Genomic DNA, 16,707 nt, shown 5'->3' on the forward strand with positions numbered 1-16,707 from the left:
ATGGTGGCTTTAAGCACTCATCTTTTTTTGGCTATTTCTTTGGTGTTACTTTCACTTGATAAAGCTAAAATATCGTATTTATTTTTACTCTTTTCACTTTTACTAGGATATATGTTTAACATTATAAACGCAACCTTTATAATGATTAATGTATTAGTTTTTATCATAGCTATATTGTATCAGTATAAAAAATTTTTCATACTTGAAGTAGCTTTGTTTATCTATGCTTTGGCTTTATTTCTTCATTTTATCCCGGGCGTAAACAACATCAAAGTCTTAGATCAAGTCTATGCAAGCACAAATAGTGCACCTTTTAATCTTTACTTTAGCATCGACAAACCACTAGGTATTTTTATACTTTTTTTACTTTTTCCAATTTTATTTAAAAACACAAACTACACCAGAGCTTCAGTATTAAAATGGGGTTTGTTATTTTTATCTCCCATTCTTTTGCTATGTGTGCCTTGGTATTTAGACGTAATCAAGCTAGAAATCAGCTTACCATCATGGATTTTGTATTTTTTATTTTCAAACCTTTTATTGGTGGCTTTAGTGGAAGAAGCTTTTTTTAGAGGTTATCTCCAACAAAGACTTACGCAGTTTATCCACCCCAACCTTGCCTTACTAATCGCAAGCATAGCTTTTGGACTAGTGCATTACAAAAGCGGTGTTTTGATGATTGTATTTGCTAGTATAGCGGGTTTGATTTATGGCTTAGCTTATAAGTATTCAAAAAGCTTATGGAGTAGTGTATTGTTTCACTATGGTTTAAATTTAATCCATTTGGTGTTTTTTACCTATCCCTTTTACCTAAAACACTAATGGTTGTGTTTTTCAAGCAAAAAAAACATAGGGTGATAAGTCAAGGTGTTTTGAAATTCTTTTTCGTAGTTTTTCAAAAATGCCTTGCTTATGAAAAAATTTTTATCTAAAGAATTAACCCCGCTTAATTTTAAATGCCTAAAAAGCTCTAAAGTATGATCAAATTTTAATTCTTTTAATTCTTCTTTTGCTTTGATGATTTTAAATTTTTTAGAAAGTTTTTGTTTAATTTGCTCCAAGCTTAAATATTTAAGTGATAAATTTGTGCTTTGTTTTATTTGAGTGAAATTTTTTTCTCCAAAAGTAGAAAAAAGAAAATAAGCATTTTTTTCTAAAATAAAAGAAATATTTTCTATCAATAAATCTAAATCAAGCCATTGCACGCAAGCATTTGAAGTTATAAGATCAAATTTTTTATTAAAAAAATGATGATTTTTAAGCTCATTCATATCAAAAACGCCAAATTCATCATATTTGCAAGGGTTTTCAAAAGGATAAATATCGTTTAAAAAATAATGCTTAAATTTTATATTTTTTTGCAAAATTTGGCTAAAAATTCCAACTCCACAACCAAATTCAAAAACTCTATCAAAATATTTTAAATCACCATCGCTAAGCATTTTGCAAAGCTTTATAGCCATATCTTTTTGCACCAATGCATTAGCACTATAAGTATTTTTAGCCTTTAAAAAATTCAAAACTCATTCCAAGTGTTAAAATCAAAAAATATAAAATGTCCTTTATCTAAGATAAAAGCTTTATCTTTAAAAAATTTAAAACTTGCATTAAAAGGAAATATTTTATCGTTTTTACTAAGTAAAGCCTTATCCCAAATAAAATTTTCATTTAAATCTTTAGTACAAAATTCATACAAACTCAAAAGCTCATTTTTCAAATAAAACTCATCATTAAATTTAAAATTTTTACTCAAATTTAAATCATCTTCAAACATATTTTTTTTAAAATTTTCTAAATCAAATTTTTTCATCGTAAGTCTAAAAATAGCTTCTTTGATCCCAAATTCATCATTTATAGGTAAATCTGTGCCATTTATAGCGATTTTTTTATCAAATTTTATATCTTTTAAAATTTTACTTGCTACACAAACTCCCATAGACCAAGCTATTAAAGTGATATTTTTAAATTTGGTTAAATCTATATCAAAATTAAAATCACTATAATCATAAACCATTAAAACATTTTCATCACTTTTTAAATGCGAAAAATGGCTAAAATGCGAGCAAAATCCTGAAAAAAATAAGATCAAATTTGATGAGTTTTCATTTTTATGTAAAAAATATGTTTTCAAAATAACTCCAAAATTTTTTCTAAATCATCTTTTTTTAATCCACTATGCAAAGAAAATCTAATCCTAGCAGTATTTTTTGGTATAGTTGGTTCTTTTATAGCTGGTGCAAAAAAGCCATTTTTTAAAAGCTTATCAAAAGTTTTACTAGCCCAATCATTTTGTCCTAAAATCAAAGATATTATATAAGCTTCACCTAAAATCTCTCCTTTGCTTGCTAAAGCATTTTTAAACCAAGCGCTTAATTTTAAAAGCTCATTTCTTTGAGTGTTAAATTTGTGCAAATGCTTAAATACATGCAAAGTCCAAGCTACGTTTATCGGCGCAATAGCAGTTGAGTATATAAAAGCTCTAGCCTTATTTATAAAAAATTCTTTTTCATCACTTATCATACAAGCACCCATAGAAGAAATAGCCTTGCCAAAAGTAAATACTAAAAAATCAATCTCTTTTTCTAAACCCAAAAATTTCACATAACCCAAGCCATCATCACCAAAGCACCCTATACTATGGGCTTCATCAATGTAAATTTTGATATTTTTGTATTCTTTTTTTAAGTTTATAAATTCTTTTATAGGCGCAAAATCTCCATCCATGCTAAATAAAGCTTCACTTATAATGATGATATTTTCAAATTCTTTATGATATTTTTGCACTAAGCTTTGTAAATGCTTTATATCATTGTGTTTAAAACGAAAAAATTTAGCCCCACTAAGCCTTAAACCATCAATAATGCTTGCATGAACTTGTTTATCAGCTAAAAACAAAGTATTTTTTAAAAGTCCTAAAGCTTGCAAACAGCTTGTATTTAAAGCATAACCACTATTAAAATGAAGAATTTTTTTATGAAATTTATTTTCTAAAAAGCTTTCAAATTCTTCAAAAATTTCATAATTTCCACTCAAGCTTCTAGAACTTGAACTAGAAAATTCAAATTCTTTTAAATGCGTTAAAAAATCTTGCTTCAATGCTTTTTCATTGCTTAAATTTAAATAATCATTACTCGCTAAATTTAGCAATTTTTGCTCATTATAAATAACATATTTTCCCTCATGTTTCAATGAGCGTAGAATTCTAAAATTATCTTGTTGCTTTAACTCATCTAAAATTTGTGCAATTTGCATTATTGTTTAAGCCTTGCGTAGTTTTGACAACCCTCATCGCTTTTTAAATCACAAGCCTTACCAAAATATTCTAAAGCCTTAGAAGTGTCTTTTCTAACGCCTTTGCCATTTTCATACATCAAACCAAGACTATTACATCCTTCTTCATAGTTCATATCACAAGCTTTTCTATAAAGCTCTACGGCTTTAAAATTATTTTTACTGACAATTTGTCCTTTCTCATATAAAGCTCCAAGGTGAGCGCAAGCATAAAAATTATCCAAAGAACAAGCTTTACTATAAAATTTTTCAGCCATTAAGCCATTCATTTTAACACCTTCTCCAGTTTCATATAAAATTGCAAGCCCAAAACAACCATTATCGTCATTTAACTCACAAGATCTTTTATAAAATTCCGCTGCTTTAAGGTAATTTTCATACATTTTATATCGAAAACCAAGTCTAAAACAACTTTTTCCTTTTTTATTTTCTATACAATCTTTTTCGAGCATATCCTCTTGTGAGTATGCAAAATTTGAAAATAAAATCGCTAAGATAATCAAAACTTTTTTCATACTTTACCTTTAAATTTAAGATAAAAAGCTAATTATATAAATATTTTCTAAATAATCCTTTTTCGTTTTAAAGCATAAATTTGAGTAAAAATTGTAGTATCATTAGTAATAAAAATCAAAGAAGTAAAAATGAATTTAAAAGAACTAGACTTAAAACACATTTGGCACCCTTGCACGCAAATGAGCGATCATGAATTTTTACCTTTAATACCTATAAAAAAGGCTAAGGGGGTGTATTTGTATGATTTTGATGAAAAATCCTACATAGACTGCATTAGCTCTTGGTGGGTAAATATCTTTGGCCATTGTAATGAATACATCAACGAAAAAATCAAAGATCAACTTCAAAGTTTAGAGCATGTCTTGCTTGCAGGCTTTTCACATGAGCCTATCATAAAGCTTTCACAAAGACTTTGCAAGCTTTTACCTTTTGATAAATGCTTTTTTGCAGACAATGGTAGTTCAGCCATAGAAGTGGCTTTAAAAATGAGTTTTCAATACCACTTAAACAATGGCTCTAAAAAGGATAAATTCTTATCACTTAGCAATTCTTACCATGGAGAAACCTTAGGTGCATTAAGCGTTGGCGATGTAGCACTTTATAAAAAAACCTATGAGCCTTTACTTTTAAAAAGTATCACAACGCCTGTGCCAACAAGCAAGGATTATATAAAAGAACTTGAAATTTTAGAAAGCATTTTAAAAAATCATCATCATGAAATTTGTGCTTTTATACTTGAGCCTTTACTTCAATGTGCGGGCAATATGCATATGTATGAGCTTGGGTATTTAAATGAAGCCATTAAGCTTGCTAAAGATTATGGTGTGCAAGTGATATTTGATGAGATAGCCACAGGTTTTGGACGTACAGGAGAGATGTTTGCGCTAGATTATTGCTCACAAAGTATTGATTATATATGTCTTTCTAAAGCTATCACGGGTGGGTATTTACCCCTTTCAGTGGTGCTTACTAAAGATGAAATTTATGAGAAATTTTATGATAGTTATGAGAGTCAAAAGGCCTTTTTGCACTCTCACTCTTACACGGGTAATGCCCTAGCTTGCACAGCAGTTAATGCGACTTTGGATATTTTTGAAAATGAAAATATCATCGCAAAAAATAAAATCAAAAGTGCTTTTATAAAAACACAATGGGAGAGTTTAAAAGAATTTGAATTTTTAGGAAATTTTAGAAATTTAGGCATGGTAAGTGCATTTGATATACAAAAGAGCAAATACAAAAGAGCAGGACTTGAAGTCTTTCAAAGAGCCTTAGAAAAAGGCTTGCTTTTAAGACCACTTGGAAATACGATTTATTTTATGCCACCATATGTTATAAATGAAGATGAGATTACTTATGTAGTGCAGTCTTTAAGAGAGATTTTTAAGGAGTTTTGAAAGTTTTTCGCACACTTTATCATCAAATTCTATGATAGGAATTTTAGCGTATTTGCTTATAAAATCCTTGCTAAAATTATCTTGGCTTTTTAAGATTAAAGCAAGAATTTTAATATCTTTTTGTTTTAGCGCTTCTATGCTTAAAAGCGTGTGATTGATACTTCCTAGATAATCTTTTGCGACTAAAATCGCAGGATGCTTAAATGCACTCATATAATCAATCATAGTTTTTTCATCATCAATTGGAGAAAAAAGCCCACCAGCTAGCTCTATGATGAGCTTATCGCTTTGTGGAATTTGTATATCAAAAGCTTTATAGTTTAAATTTTCTAAAATTCTTGCTTTATGCGGTGAAGCAGGAGTTTGTAAAAAAATTCCTTCTTTAAAAATCTTAGTTTTTGGACTAAATTTAACTACTACATCACTATCTTTTGGCACACCTGCTTGTATAAGCTTAAAATAATCAAAACCTAATTCTTTGCAAATTCTAGCACTTAAATAAGTCTTGCCAACATCTGTATTTATACCACTTATATAAATTTTCATTTTAAACCTATGAAAGTATTTTTAAGCCCACGGTGCAAGCAATGATAAGGGTTATTAGAAAAAGTTTTAAAAAGCTTTTGCTTTCTTTATAAAAAAGCACTCCGATGATAACCCCGCCTGCAGTTCCAGCTCCTGTCCATATAGAATAAGCCACACTCATAGCAATACTTTGCATACTAAGACTTAAAAATCCAAAAGAAAAAGCAAAACACACTATCAAAGCCAAAAGATAAAGTTTATTTTTAGTGCTTACAAGTTGCTTCATGATAATCACACCAAAAATTTCAAAAGCAGTCGCTAAAAATAAAAAGAACCATTCCATTATTTAGCTTCCTTACTAATGATTTTAAGACCTATGATACTTAAAAGCAAAATAGCTATTAAAGTAAGCTTGGTAATAGAGCTTGGCTCATTGAAAACAAACATCTCATTAAGCACCACTCCAACCGTGCCAATACCGACAAAAACACTATAAGCGATACTCACTTCAAGTCTTTCACAAGCTTTTAAAAAACATGTAAAAGATATGCAAACTCCAATGGCTGTTAAAGCATAATGCCAAATTTCACTAGAATACTTTAAACCACTTACCCAAAAGCACTCAACCAAACCACCCAAAATCACCATAAACCAACCAAAATTAGAGCTTATTTTTGTTCGTTCTATCATAATCTACCTTTTTTCAAAATCGCAAATTATAACTAAAATTACAAAAACAAAACTTTAATCAAAAACTAAACATATAATAAAAAATATCATTATTATAAATATTTTTATAATATTAATTTATATTTAATTTTTATTATTATATAATTTTAGGTTTACTAAAAAGGAGAACATATGAATTTTTTAGCGGGTAGTAAAAAGGCTTTATTGGTATTGGCCAGCTTAGCGTTCTTAACAAGTAATAATACTTTTGCGAAAGATTTTGAACCTATTATCGTTATACACGGTGGCACAAGTGGCTTAGGGCTTACTAAAGAGGAATTTGCCAAAAGAGAAAAGGTGATGAAAGAATCTTTAAAAGCAGGTCAAAGCATACTTGAAAAAGGTGGAAGCTCTGTTGATGCAGTTATAGCTGCTATTAAAGTAATGGAAGATAGTCCTGAATTTAATGCTGGAAAAGGTGCTGTTTTTACTTCTGATGGATTTAATGAGCTTGATGCATCTATAATGGATGGAAAAAATTTAAAAGCAGGTGCAATTGCTATGGCTAGGACGATTAAAAATCCTATAGAGGCAGCAAGACTTGTTATGGAAAAAACGCCTCATACTTTAATAGCAGGAGAAGGTGCTGATAAATTAGCCAAAAAACATGGTTTAGAAATAGTAGGGCAAAAATACTTTTTTACAGAGCATAGATACAAACAACTTCAAGAAGCTAAAAAAAGCAAAGAAGTATTATTAGATAGTGATAAGGCAAAAGCACATCTTGGCGTAAGTACCGAGCCATATTTAGGCACAGTAGGTGCAATAGCTTTAGATAAAAATGGCAATCTAGCAGCAGGTACAAGCACAGGTGGTACTACAAATAAAATGACAGGGCGCATTGGAGATTCTCCTATTATAGGGGCAGGAAATTATGCAAATAATGATTCAGTGGCGATTTCTTGTACAGGAACAGGCGATATTTATATAAGAGTGGCTGCCGCTCATGAAGTTGCGTCTTTATACAAATATAAAAAACTTTCAGTACAAAAAGCAGCCGAAGAAACTATCAAACAAGTAGCTAAACTTGGTGGCACAGGCGGAATCATCTCAATAGATAAAAATGGAAAAGTTGGCTATGCTTGGACTAAAGATAAACTTGGGATGTATCATGGACAAGCAAAAATCGGCGAAGAGCCAAAAGTATTTTGGCCACTTGAAAAATAATTAGCGCAACTTAACTTTTTTAACGCCTCGAAGTCTAAAAATCTTTGAGGCTCCGCTTTCAAAAAACTTTTCATCTACTATTTTATCTGCATTTTGCATAGCCCAGTTTAGATCAAATTTTTTTCCATGAATATTTGCAGAAGTAGAATAAAGCCAATCAAACTCTTTCAAAAATTCCTCATGAGTACAATCTTTCACGACGCGTATTGCTTTAGAGTTAGGATATAAAAAAGTAGTTTTTTTGGATTTTCTAATGATATTTTTAAAATGACTTGGTACTCTTGTAAGTTTTTTAAGCTCACTAAATTTAGCTGTGGTAATTAAACAATCTTGTTTTAAAGGTCTTTTTTTTAAAGCATTAAGGGCTTTTAAATCTTTGCTTAAAAACCCTGCAGTTGTATCAGTTTGAGCTAGATAAATCATACCTTTAAGTATTCTTGTAAGCTCTTTACTTCAAGGCAAGTTTTATTTTGTATAGCTTTAATTGCTTTTGCGCCTGCATACGCTGCTCTTAAATTTGTAAAATATGGGGTTTTAAAGCGTAAAATATTTGCTCTGATTTTTTTAGTATCGCCTTTAAAACTATGCTCATCACTTGTATTAATAGCAAGTTGAATTTGAGAATTTTTTAACTTATCCTCTACATTTGGGCGTCCTTCAGAAATTTTATGTACAAACTCACATTCTAAACCTGCTTCTTGTAAAATTTTATAAGTGCCGCTTGTAGCTATGATTTTAAATCCTAGTTTAATATACTCGCTAGCTAAATCTACTGCATATTTTTTATCTTGCTCTCTTAATGATAAAAACACATTTCCACTTTCTGGTAAGAAATTTGATGATGCAAGCTGACTTTTTGCATATGAGTTTTCAAAATCTTTGCTAATACCCATAACTTCACCAGTTGAACGCATCTCAGGCCCAAGCTCAAGATCACTTCCGCTAAGTTTTGCAAAAGGAAATACCACTGATTTTACGCTAATGTGTTTTGGTTTTTTAGCTCTTAAAATTCCATTTTTTTCTTCTACTACTTTGAAAATATCATAAAATTTCAAACTTTCTCTTAAATTTCCTTGCCACATCACACGCGTTGCAACCTTTGCTAAAGGAATTCCTGTAGCTTTACTTACAAAAGGCACGGTTCTACTTGCTCTTGGATTTACCTCTATCATATAAAGCTTATTATCATGTATAGCAAATTGTATATTTAAAAGTCCTACTACGCCTAAATTTAAAGCAATATCTTTTGTTTTTTGCTCAATCATTTCAAGCATAGTTTCATCTATATTTATAGCAGGTAAAGAACAAGCACTATCACCTGAATGAATTCCTGCTTCTTCAATATGCTCCATAATACCTGCTACATATACATCTTTTCCATCACTTATTGCATCCACATCAAGCTCGGTTGCATTATCTAAAAATTGATCGATTAATACAGGAGATTTATCACTTACATCCACCGCTTCTTGCATATAAAGCCTAAGCTCGCTCTCATCATGCACTACACGCATTGCTCGACCACCCAAAACATAGCTTGGCCTAACAAGCACAGGATAACCTATCTCATTTGCTTTTATAATAGCCTCTTCTACACTTATGGCTGTGCCATTTTTTGGTTGATTTATACCTAGATCTTCAATAAATTTAGCAAATTTCTTTCTATCTTCAGCTAAATCAATAACTCTTGCACTTGTTCCTATGATTTTTGCCCCAAAAGCACTAAGGCGTTTTGCAAATTTAAGCGGAGTTTGACCACCAAAATGAACTATCACTCCATCGGGTCTTTCTCTATCAATAACCGCTCTTAAATGCTCAAAATCAATTGGCTCAAAATACAAAATATCACTTGTATCATAATCTGTTGAAACCGTTTCTGGGTTGCAATTATACATTATAGTTTTTACGCCCATATCTTTTAGAGCAAAAGAAGCATGCACGCAAGCATAATCAAACTCAATGCCTTGTCCTATACGGTTTGGTCCACCACCTATAATCATCACTTTTTTATCTTTTTTATCTTTACTCTCTTTTATTTGAGTAGCTTCATTTGTATTAATACTTGAGTATAAATACGGAGTTAGTGCCTCAAATTCGCCTGCACAAGTATCTACTTCACTATATTGAGCGATGATTTTGTGTTTAATTCTTGCATAATAAATATCATTTTGGCTTAACTCAAGATTATCTTTTTGGTTAATCAAGCTAGCGATTTTTTTATCCGAAAAACCTAAGGTTTTAGCTTTTCTTAATAGTTGCTTATTACTTAAAATATCCATATCTATTTGATTTTCAAATTCCACTATTTCTTTGATTTGGTTTAAAAACCAAGGATCTATTTTGCAAAGCTCAAAAAGCTCTTGTGTGCTAAAACCTTCTCTAAAAGCTTGTGCTATATAAAGCAAGCGTTTTTCATTAGCTTGGCGAATTTTTGCCAAAAGCTCATTTTTATCACACTCTATAATATCAAACCCACTTAAATTTCTCTCAAGTGAGCAAAGTGCTTTTTGAATACTTTCTTTAAAGGTTCTTCCTATAGCCATAACCTCGCCCACACTCTTCATAGATGTACCAAGCTCAGTACTTGCATTTGGGAATTTTTCAAAAGTAAAACGAGGAATTTTAGTAACTATATAATCAATTACTGGTTCAAATGAAGCTGGAGTTCCTGTGATATCATTTTTAATTTCGTCTAAACTAAAACCAACTGCTAAAAGTGTGGCTATTTTTGCTATAGGATAACCTGTTGCCTTGCTTGCAAGAGCTGAAGATCTTGAAACTCTAGGATTCATTTCAATAACTATCATTCTACCATTAGTTGGATTTATAGCAAATTGCACATTTGATCCACCTGTATCTACTCCAATTTCTCTTAAAATAGCAAAAGATGCATTACGCATAGCTTGATATTCTTTATCAGTCAAAGTTAAAGCTGGAGCTATAGTGATAGAATCGCCCGTATGAACCCCCATAGGATCAACATTTTCAATAGAACAAACTATAATGCAATTATCATTTTTATCTCTGATAACTTCCATTTCATATTCTTTCCAACCAAGCAAACTTTCTTCTATTAAAATTTCATGGATTGGACTTAGTGCTAATGCAGTATTTGCAAGCTCTGCAAATTCATCCATATTATAAACCACACCACTTCCTGCACCACCTAAAGTAAAAGAAGCTCTTATCATCAAAGGAAAACCAATTTCTTCAACTGCTTTTAAGGCTTCTTCATAATTATACGCATACATAGATTTTGGCAAGTCCATGCCAATTTTTTTCATGCTTTCTTTAAAAATTTGTCTATCTTCGCCTTTTTTGATAGCTTGCGGATTTGCTCCTAAAAATTTCACATCGCCAAGCTCACCGCTTTCATAAACTTCCATAGCAACATTAAGCGCTACTTGACCACCCATAGTAGGCAAAATCGCATCAATTTTTTCTTTTTTTATAATGCTTAAAATGCTTTCTTTAGTAATTGGTTCTATATAAGTTGCATCAGCAAATTCAGGATCTGTCATAATCGTAGCTGGATTGGAATTGATTAAAACTACTCTATACCCTAACTCTTTTAAGGTTTTTGCTGCTTGAGTCCCTGAGTAATCAAACTCACAAGCTTGACCTATAACGATAGGCCCACTGCCTATTAATAATATATTTTCTATATCTGTTCTTTTTGGCATTGAATTTTCCTAAGCTGATTTTTTAGCTTGATTATAACAAAGATTAGCTTTTATAAAAGTTGAATTTGAAAAAGATTTTAGCCCTTAAGGGGCTAAATTTATTTATTGGCGTTTTCCAAAAGTGATGGCATAAGCTTCATTTCTCACATCAAATAAAGGATCTTTTGGAGGATTAACTCCTTGTGGAACATCTGAAGGAAAATATACATCAAAATTACAATCTTCTTGGCTTAAAGCATTGACTTTAAAAGTCCCAACAAAGCTTTCTTTATGCTCACCTTTCCATAAAGCTGTGGTGTCATTAGTGATGTCATCTTTATTAGCATAAACAAGATACATTTTATATTCTACTGGTTGGGTTTTTATGCGATTTTCAAAGTCTTCTTTTAAAAAGTCTTTACTAGCAGTTTTCATTTCATTTTCATCTAAATATTTAATCCCATCAACTGGAACAAGTTTCCATCTTGCTGGTATGAAATTATCACCATTTGCTTGTTTAAAATAAAAAGTATGGATACTGAAAAATGGTGTATTTGCTACACTTTTGCTAATACCAATTTTATCAGTATATGCAGCAAAATTTCTATAAGAATCAACCTCTTGTGTCATTTTTTTGATTTTTTCTTGATCAACTTTTCCATTTACAGGTAGTCTCATTTCAAAAAATTGTCCAAATTCGGTAGGATTTTTTGCAAAATTGATTTCAGTATTAAGCATTACCATAGTCCAAGTTGAAGATGATTTTGGATCTTGAATTCTTATAGCCATTCCTCTAGTTTTACTTTTATCATCCTTAAAAGCTCCACCTAAAGAGTATCTTACTTGTATTGGTAAATTTTTTTGTGCTAATAAAGGAACATCGATTTCTTTGTTGATCGATTGAGCTGGCTCAAAACTTCCCATAGCACAAAAACCTTTAGCGTGATTAACTTTTGCTTTGGGATTATTAGGATCAGCATTTAATTGGTAAAAAATATCTGCTATTTTTTGTGCGTCATATTTTACTTCATCTGCATAAATAGCCCCACTTAAACAGCAAAAAGCCAAACAACTAGTAATGTATTTTTTCATATATTCTCCTAAAGATTAAATTTTAGAAAAATATTTTAATATTTAATAGTAAATGATAATTTATATTAATAAAAATAAATAATTTTTTATTATAAATTTTCCACCATATAAAAATAACTAGGAACTTTAGTTTGTGCATAAGGCTTCACATAAGCGTTTTGATAAGCACCTTCTTCTTCTACCTTAAATACCTCTCCAACTGGAACACCTGAAAAGAAAATTTCATCTAATCCACTAGTATAAACTTTATCGTTTATTTTGATCTCAAGCCATTTTGGTATAAATTTTACCAATACATAATCATTTCTTCCATGTGCTATACCTGGAGCTTGATCTTTTCCTATATATACTGAAAAAGTGCATTCTTCATCTCCTTGCAAAAGAGCTAACGCTTTTCCATTTTTTTCTATAACGATACCTGCAGTATAGCCATTATAAATTAGTCCTTTGATTTTTCCTCTATAATCTAAAATATCAAGCCATACTTTATTATAATCACTAATTTGCACATAAGATACTGCTTTTACCAAACTAACATTAGGGTAATAAAAACTAGAATTTTTATCGCTTAAGATATTGTTTAATTCATTAGCAAAATTTTTCATATAAATATTATTTTTTTCAAGCTCTAAATTTCTTTCTCTTAAATTTCTAATTTCTTGAGCTTGATTGAAATGTTCATCAAATTTATGCTTAACAAAAGCGATGCTTTGAGAAAATTTATCAACTGCTATTGTATTTAAATTTAAGACATTTCGTTTTATTACATCTCCATAATAAAACGAAATAAAAACTAAAAAAGATAAAACAAGAACACTAAGAATTTTACTCTTCATTGGTTAGCTGATGCAATAAAGAAATTTCTTCTAAAGCTTTACCTGTGCCTTTTGCAACAGCCAATAAAGGCTCATCTGCCACATAAACTGGAAGCTTAACTACTTCTGAAAGATATTTATCAAGACCGCGTATTAATACTCCACCACCTGTTAAAACAACACCATTTTCAACAATATCTGCTGCAAGATCTGGTGGCATCATTTCAAGAACTATTTTTAAAGCATCTGCAATTTCTTTTAAATGCTCACGCATAGCTTCTCTTACATCTTCACTAGTAAGCTCGATTCTATTTAATAAACCTGTTACTTGATCGCGTCCTTTTACCACCATAGAAAGCTCTTTTGGAAGCTGTACTGCTGAACCTATGGCTATTTTTATCTCTTCGCCAGTTCGCTCACCTATTACAAGATTGTATTTTTCTTTTACATAATTTACTATGCTAGTATCAAGTTTATCACCTGCTGTGCGGATTGATTTAGAAATTACAAGACCACCTAAAGAAATTACGCCAATTTCAGTAGTACCGCCACCAATATCAACAACCAAACTTCCTTGAGGTTCTCTAATAGGCAAATTCGCACCTATTGCAGCAGCCATTGGCTCTTCTATCAAGAACACTTCTCTAGCTCCAGCACTTAAAGCACTCTCTCTTACTGCTTTTCTTTCCACCTGAGTTAATCCATAAGGAACTGAGATAATAATCCTAGGTCTTAAAAAAGACTTTCTTCTGTGAGTTTTTTCTATAAAATAGCGAATCATTTTTTCAGTCATATCAAAATCAGCTATAACCCCATCTTTCATAGGACGAATCGCTTCTATATTACCTGGAGTTTTACCAACCATTTCTTTAGCTTCTTTACCTACTGCTAAAATTTTTACCCTTCCATATCTTTCACGCTCAACTGCAACCACAGAAGGCTCATCAATGACAATACCTTTATCTTTAACTAAAACTAAAGTATTAGCTGTGCCTAAATCTATACCCATATCACTAGAAAAAAATCCAATTATTTGATCTAAAATCATTATTTATCCTCAACTTTTCTTATTTTTTATAAATAAAGGCTTGGCACCTTCTTTAATCACTTCTTTTGTAATTACTATAGTATAACCATTATACTCTGGCAATTCAAACATTAAATCAACCATCAATTCTTCGATAATACTTCGCAATCCCCTAGCACCTGTTTTTCTCTCAAGTGATAATTTTGCGATTTCTCTTAAAGCATCATCTTCAAATTTTAATTCTACATTATCAATAGCAAAAAGTTTTTGATACTGCCTAACAATGGCATTTTTTGGCTCTGTTAAAATACGAACCATACTTTCTTCATCAAGCTCTTCTAAAGAAGCTAAAACATGCAATCTTCCTATAAGCTCTGGAATCAATCCAAAATGTACCAAATCATCAGGTTCTAATTTTTGAAGTAAGGCTTCTTTTTCATCTTTTTTTTCATCACTAAAAAAGCCCATGACATTATCGCCTAATTTTCTTTTGATAATATCACTTATCCCATCAAAAGCACCACCACAAACAAATAAAATATTGGTAGTATCTATTTGTATAAAATCTTGATTTGGATGTTTTCTACCACCCTTTGGAGGTATATTAACCAAAGATCCTTCTATGATTTTAAGCAAAGCTTGTTGGACACCTTCTCCGCTTACATCTCGAGTGATGGATCTATTTTCACCCATTCTAGCAATTTTATCTATCTCATCGATAAAAATGATACCCTTTTGTGCTCTTTGGACATCTCCATCAGCAGCTTGCAAAAGACGAGTTAATATATTTTCTACATCTTCACCTACATAGCCAGCTTCAGTTAAAGAAGTAGCATCGCATATTGCTATAGGTACATCTAAAAATCTTGCTAAAGTTTGAGCTAGTAAGGTCTTGCCACTTCCTGTAGGACCGACTAATAAAATATTTGATTTTGCTAATTCTGTGTCATCTTCTTCTAAATTAGATTTAAATAACCTTTTGTAATGATTATAAACCCCTACACTAAAAATTTTTTTAGCTCTATCTTGACCAATGACATATTTATCTAAATAAGCTTTTAGCTCTTTTGGAGTAATGTCTTTGAAATTTTCAGTATTGATTTCTTGATTTTTTAAATCTTTTTCTTCTCCAAAGAAAATATTACAAGCACTCTCTGCACAATATTCGCATATAAAGGCGTTGTTGTAATCATTAACCAAAATTCTTCTATCGCTTGTTTCAATTTCATTGCAAAAACTACATCTTTTAACCATGATTTTTTTCCTTATAAATAGGAATTCCTCTTTTTGTTTCTAAGATAAAATTACACATTTTTTTAACATTATCACTTTGAGTTTGTTCTAATAATTTCAAAGCATTTTCTTTTAAAGAACCTTGTCTAAACAAAAATTTAAAAGCTCTACTTAAAGTATCTACTTCATCTTTATCAAAGCGTCTTCTAATGCCTACTAAATTTAAACTTCTAATACTAGCACGATTGCCTTCAGCTAAGCAAAAAGGGACTACATCTTGAGAAAGCGCACTTGCTCCTGCTATCATACATCCTTCACCAACCTTTACAAACTGATGTATAGGAGTAAGTCCTCCAACGACTGTATAATCTCCAAGCTCAACATGACCTGCTAAGGTAGCATTGTTTGCTAAAATGATATTATTTCCAAGCAAACAATCATGTGCTATATGAGAATAAGCCATTATAAAAGCATTATCGCCTATTCTAGTGTATCCATCGCCTTTAGCTGTGCCTGAATTTATAGTAACAAATTCTCTAATCACAGCATTTTTACCTATAATGACACCTGAATTTATCTCATCTTTATATGAAATATCTTGAGGGATATCTCCAACTATAGCATAAGAAAATACTTTCGAATTCTCACCGATTCTTACATTTGGTAAAATTCTAGCACCTTGTTTTATAATACTATTAGAGCCTATAACCGCATTTGCTCCTACATAAGCATAAGCTTCTACAACAACACCATCTTGGATAATAGCTCCATCTTCAACTACAGCACTTGGATGAATATGACTCATTATTTATCTACTATCATAGCTTTAAGTTCGGCCTCTGCAACAAGTTGATCATCTACAAAAGCTTTTCCTTCAAAAATCCACATATTACCACGATTTTTAACCACTCTCATTTCATAATCAAGTCTATCGCCAGGTTTAACAGGATTTCTAAATTTAGCCTTATCAATTCCTGTAAAATAAACTACTTTTGAGCTAGGATCCACCTTATCTTCCATACTTTCAAAAGCCAAAACTCCACCAGTTTGAGCCATACCTTCTAAAATCAAAACACCAGGATATATAGGATGATCAGGAAAATGTCCTAAAAAAACATGATCGCTAATGCTAATATTTTTATACCCTTTTACTACTTCTTTTATTTTTAACTCAACAATCTTATCTACCAACAAAAAAGGATATCTATGTGGCAAAATTTTTTGAATTTGCATTACATCAATCATAAATTTAA

At 31.0% G+C, this 16,707-nt stretch carries 18 protein-coding genes; 3 read left to right on the forward strand and 15 right to left on the reverse strand.

Translation table 11 applies throughout. From position 1 onward, the window contains the following. Window positions 1-822 (forward strand): CPBP family intramembrane glutamic endopeptidase, encoded by an 822-nt coding sequence (locus CVOLT_RS06935; RefSeq protein WP_012662082.1) that lies wholly within the window; start codon window positions 1-3, stop codon window positions 820-822. On the opposite strand, the gene CVOLT_RS06940 is transcribed toward CVOLT_RS06935, so the two are convergent. The 4 genes from CVOLT_RS06940 to CVOLT_RS06955 are packed head-to-tail and all read right to left on the reverse strand — an operon-like array spanning window position 819 to window position 3,806. Next, on the reverse strand, window positions 819-1,520 hold the full coding sequence (locus tag CVOLT_RS06940; RefSeq protein ID WP_012662083.1) for a methyltransferase domain-containing protein: 702 nt from the start codon (window positions 1,518-1,520) through the stop codon (window positions 819-821). The two genes, CVOLT_RS06935 and CVOLT_RS06940, sit on opposite strands and share 4 nt — an antisense overlap. After that, window positions 1,517-2,131, reverse strand: coding sequence for a pimeloyl-ACP methyl esterase BioG family protein (locus CVOLT_RS06945; protein ID WP_012662084.1), 615 nt, complete (start codon window positions 2,129-2,131; stop codon window positions 1,517-1,519). Before CVOLT_RS06945 ends, CVOLT_RS06940 begins: the two co-directional genes overlap by 4 nt. Continuing rightward, entirely contained in the window at window positions 2,128-3,252 is a 1,125-nt protein-coding gene (locus CVOLT_RS06950; RefSeq protein ID WP_012662085.1) for an aminotransferase class I/II-fold pyridoxal phosphate-dependent enzyme, read from the reverse strand. Before CVOLT_RS06950 ends, CVOLT_RS06945 begins: the two co-directional genes overlap by 4 nt. Continuing rightward, entirely contained in the window at window positions 3,252-3,806 is a 555-nt protein-coding gene (locus CVOLT_RS06955; RefSeq protein ID WP_012662086.1) for a TPR repeat protein, Sel1 subfamily, read from the reverse strand. The genes CVOLT_RS06950 and CVOLT_RS06955 overlap by 1 nt, the downstream gene beginning before the upstream one ends. Before the next feature lie 129 nt (window positions 3,807-3,935). On the opposite strand from CVOLT_RS06955, the gene CVOLT_RS06960 reads away from it, so the two are divergent. Next, window positions 3,936-5,204, forward strand: a complete 1,269-nt coding sequence (locus CVOLT_RS06960; protein WP_039666060.1) for an adenosylmethionine--8-amino-7-oxononanoate transaminase — start codon at window positions 3,936-3,938, stop codon at window positions 5,202-5,204. On the opposite strand, the gene bioD is transcribed toward CVOLT_RS06960, so the two are convergent. The 3 genes from bioD to CVOLT_RS06975 are packed head-to-tail and all read right to left on the reverse strand — an operon-like array spanning window position 5,178 to window position 6,419. After that, complete coding sequence (bioD, locus tag CVOLT_RS06965; protein ID WP_012662088.1) at window positions 5,178-5,750, reverse strand: dethiobiotin synthase; 573 nt, start codon at window positions 5,748-5,750, stop codon at window positions 5,178-5,180. The two genes, CVOLT_RS06960 and bioD, sit on opposite strands and share 27 nt — an antisense overlap. Window positions 5,751-5,757: 7 nt before the next feature. Continuing rightward, a complete protein-coding gene (locus CVOLT_RS06970; protein WP_012662089.1) occupies window positions 5,758-6,072 on the reverse strand; it encodes a DMT family transporter in 315 nt (104 codons plus the stop codon). Next, window positions 6,072-6,419 (reverse strand): DMT family transporter, encoded by a 348-nt coding sequence (locus CVOLT_RS06975; RefSeq protein ID WP_012662090.1) that lies wholly within the window; start codon window positions 6,417-6,419, stop codon window positions 6,072-6,074. Before CVOLT_RS06975 ends, CVOLT_RS06970 begins: the two co-directional genes overlap by 1 nt. A gap of 171 nt (window positions 6,420-6,590) precedes the next feature. On the opposite strand from CVOLT_RS06975, the gene CVOLT_RS06980 reads away from it, so the two are divergent. Further along, the gene (locus CVOLT_RS06980; RefSeq protein ID WP_012662091.1) at window positions 6,591-7,625 is read left to right on the forward strand and encodes an isoaspartyl peptidase/L-asparaginase family protein; all 1,035 of its coding nucleotides are present in this window, start codon (window positions 6,591-6,593) and stop codon (window positions 7,623-7,625) included. On the opposite strand, the gene CVOLT_RS06985 is transcribed toward CVOLT_RS06980, so the two are convergent. From CVOLT_RS06985 to fabZ, 8 genes are all read right to left on the reverse strand, one after another. Beyond that, window positions 7,626-8,048 carry a hypothetical protein gene (locus CVOLT_RS06985; RefSeq protein WP_012662092.1) on the reverse strand — a complete coding sequence of 141 codons (423 nt, stop codon included), beginning with the start codon at window positions 8,046-8,048 and terminating at the stop codon, window positions 7,626-7,628. Further along, window positions 8,045-11,308 carry a carbamoyl-phosphate synthase large subunit gene (carB, locus tag CVOLT_RS06990; RefSeq protein ID WP_039666061.1) on the reverse strand — a complete coding sequence of 1,088 codons (3,264 nt, stop codon included), beginning with the start codon at window positions 11,306-11,308 and terminating at the stop codon, window positions 8,045-8,047. Before carB ends, CVOLT_RS06985 begins: the two co-directional genes overlap by 4 nt. A gap of 102 nt (window positions 11,309-11,410) precedes the next feature. Then, complete coding sequence (locus CVOLT_RS06995) at window positions 11,411-12,379, reverse strand: catalase-like heme-binding protein (protein ID WP_039666062.1); 969 nt, start codon at window positions 12,377-12,379, stop codon at window positions 11,411-11,413. A gap of 89 nt (window positions 12,380-12,468) precedes the next feature. Further along, a complete protein-coding gene (gene mreC, locus CVOLT_RS07000) occupies window positions 12,469-13,215 on the reverse strand; it encodes a rod shape-determining protein MreC (RefSeq protein ID WP_039666063.1) in 747 nt (248 codons plus the stop codon). Next, on the reverse strand, window positions 13,205-14,242 hold the full coding sequence (locus tag CVOLT_RS07005) for a rod shape-determining protein (protein ID WP_132037978.1): 1,038 nt from the start codon (window positions 14,240-14,242) through the stop codon (window positions 13,205-13,207). Before CVOLT_RS07005 ends, mreC begins: the two co-directional genes overlap by 11 nt. Before the next feature lie 9 nt (window positions 14,243-14,251). Further along, window positions 14,252-15,475: an ATP-dependent Clp protease ATP-binding subunit ClpX gene (gene clpX, locus CVOLT_RS07010; RefSeq protein ID WP_039666065.1), complete on the reverse strand. Its 1,224-nt coding sequence runs from the start codon at window positions 15,473-15,475 to the stop codon at window positions 14,252-14,254. Then, window positions 15,468-16,259: an acyl-ACP--UDP-N-acetylglucosamine O-acyltransferase gene (gene lpxA, locus CVOLT_RS07015; protein WP_039666066.1), complete on the reverse strand. Its 792-nt coding sequence runs from the start codon at window positions 16,257-16,259 to the stop codon at window positions 15,468-15,470. The genes clpX and lpxA overlap by 8 nt, the downstream gene beginning before the upstream one ends. Further along, the gene (gene fabZ / locus CVOLT_RS07020) at window positions 16,259-16,699 is read right to left on the reverse strand and encodes a 3-hydroxyacyl-ACP dehydratase FabZ (protein WP_039666067.1); all 441 of its coding nucleotides are present in this window, start codon (window positions 16,697-16,699) and stop codon (window positions 16,259-16,261) included. The genes lpxA and fabZ overlap by 1 nt, the downstream gene beginning before the upstream one ends. Between the last annotated feature and the right edge of the window lie 8 nt (window positions 16,700-16,707).

This window comes from Campylobacter volucris, from assembly GCF_008245045.1.
Taxonomy (GTDB): Bacteria; Campylobacterota; Campylobacteria; order Campylobacterales; family Campylobacteraceae; genus Campylobacter_D; species Campylobacter_D volucris.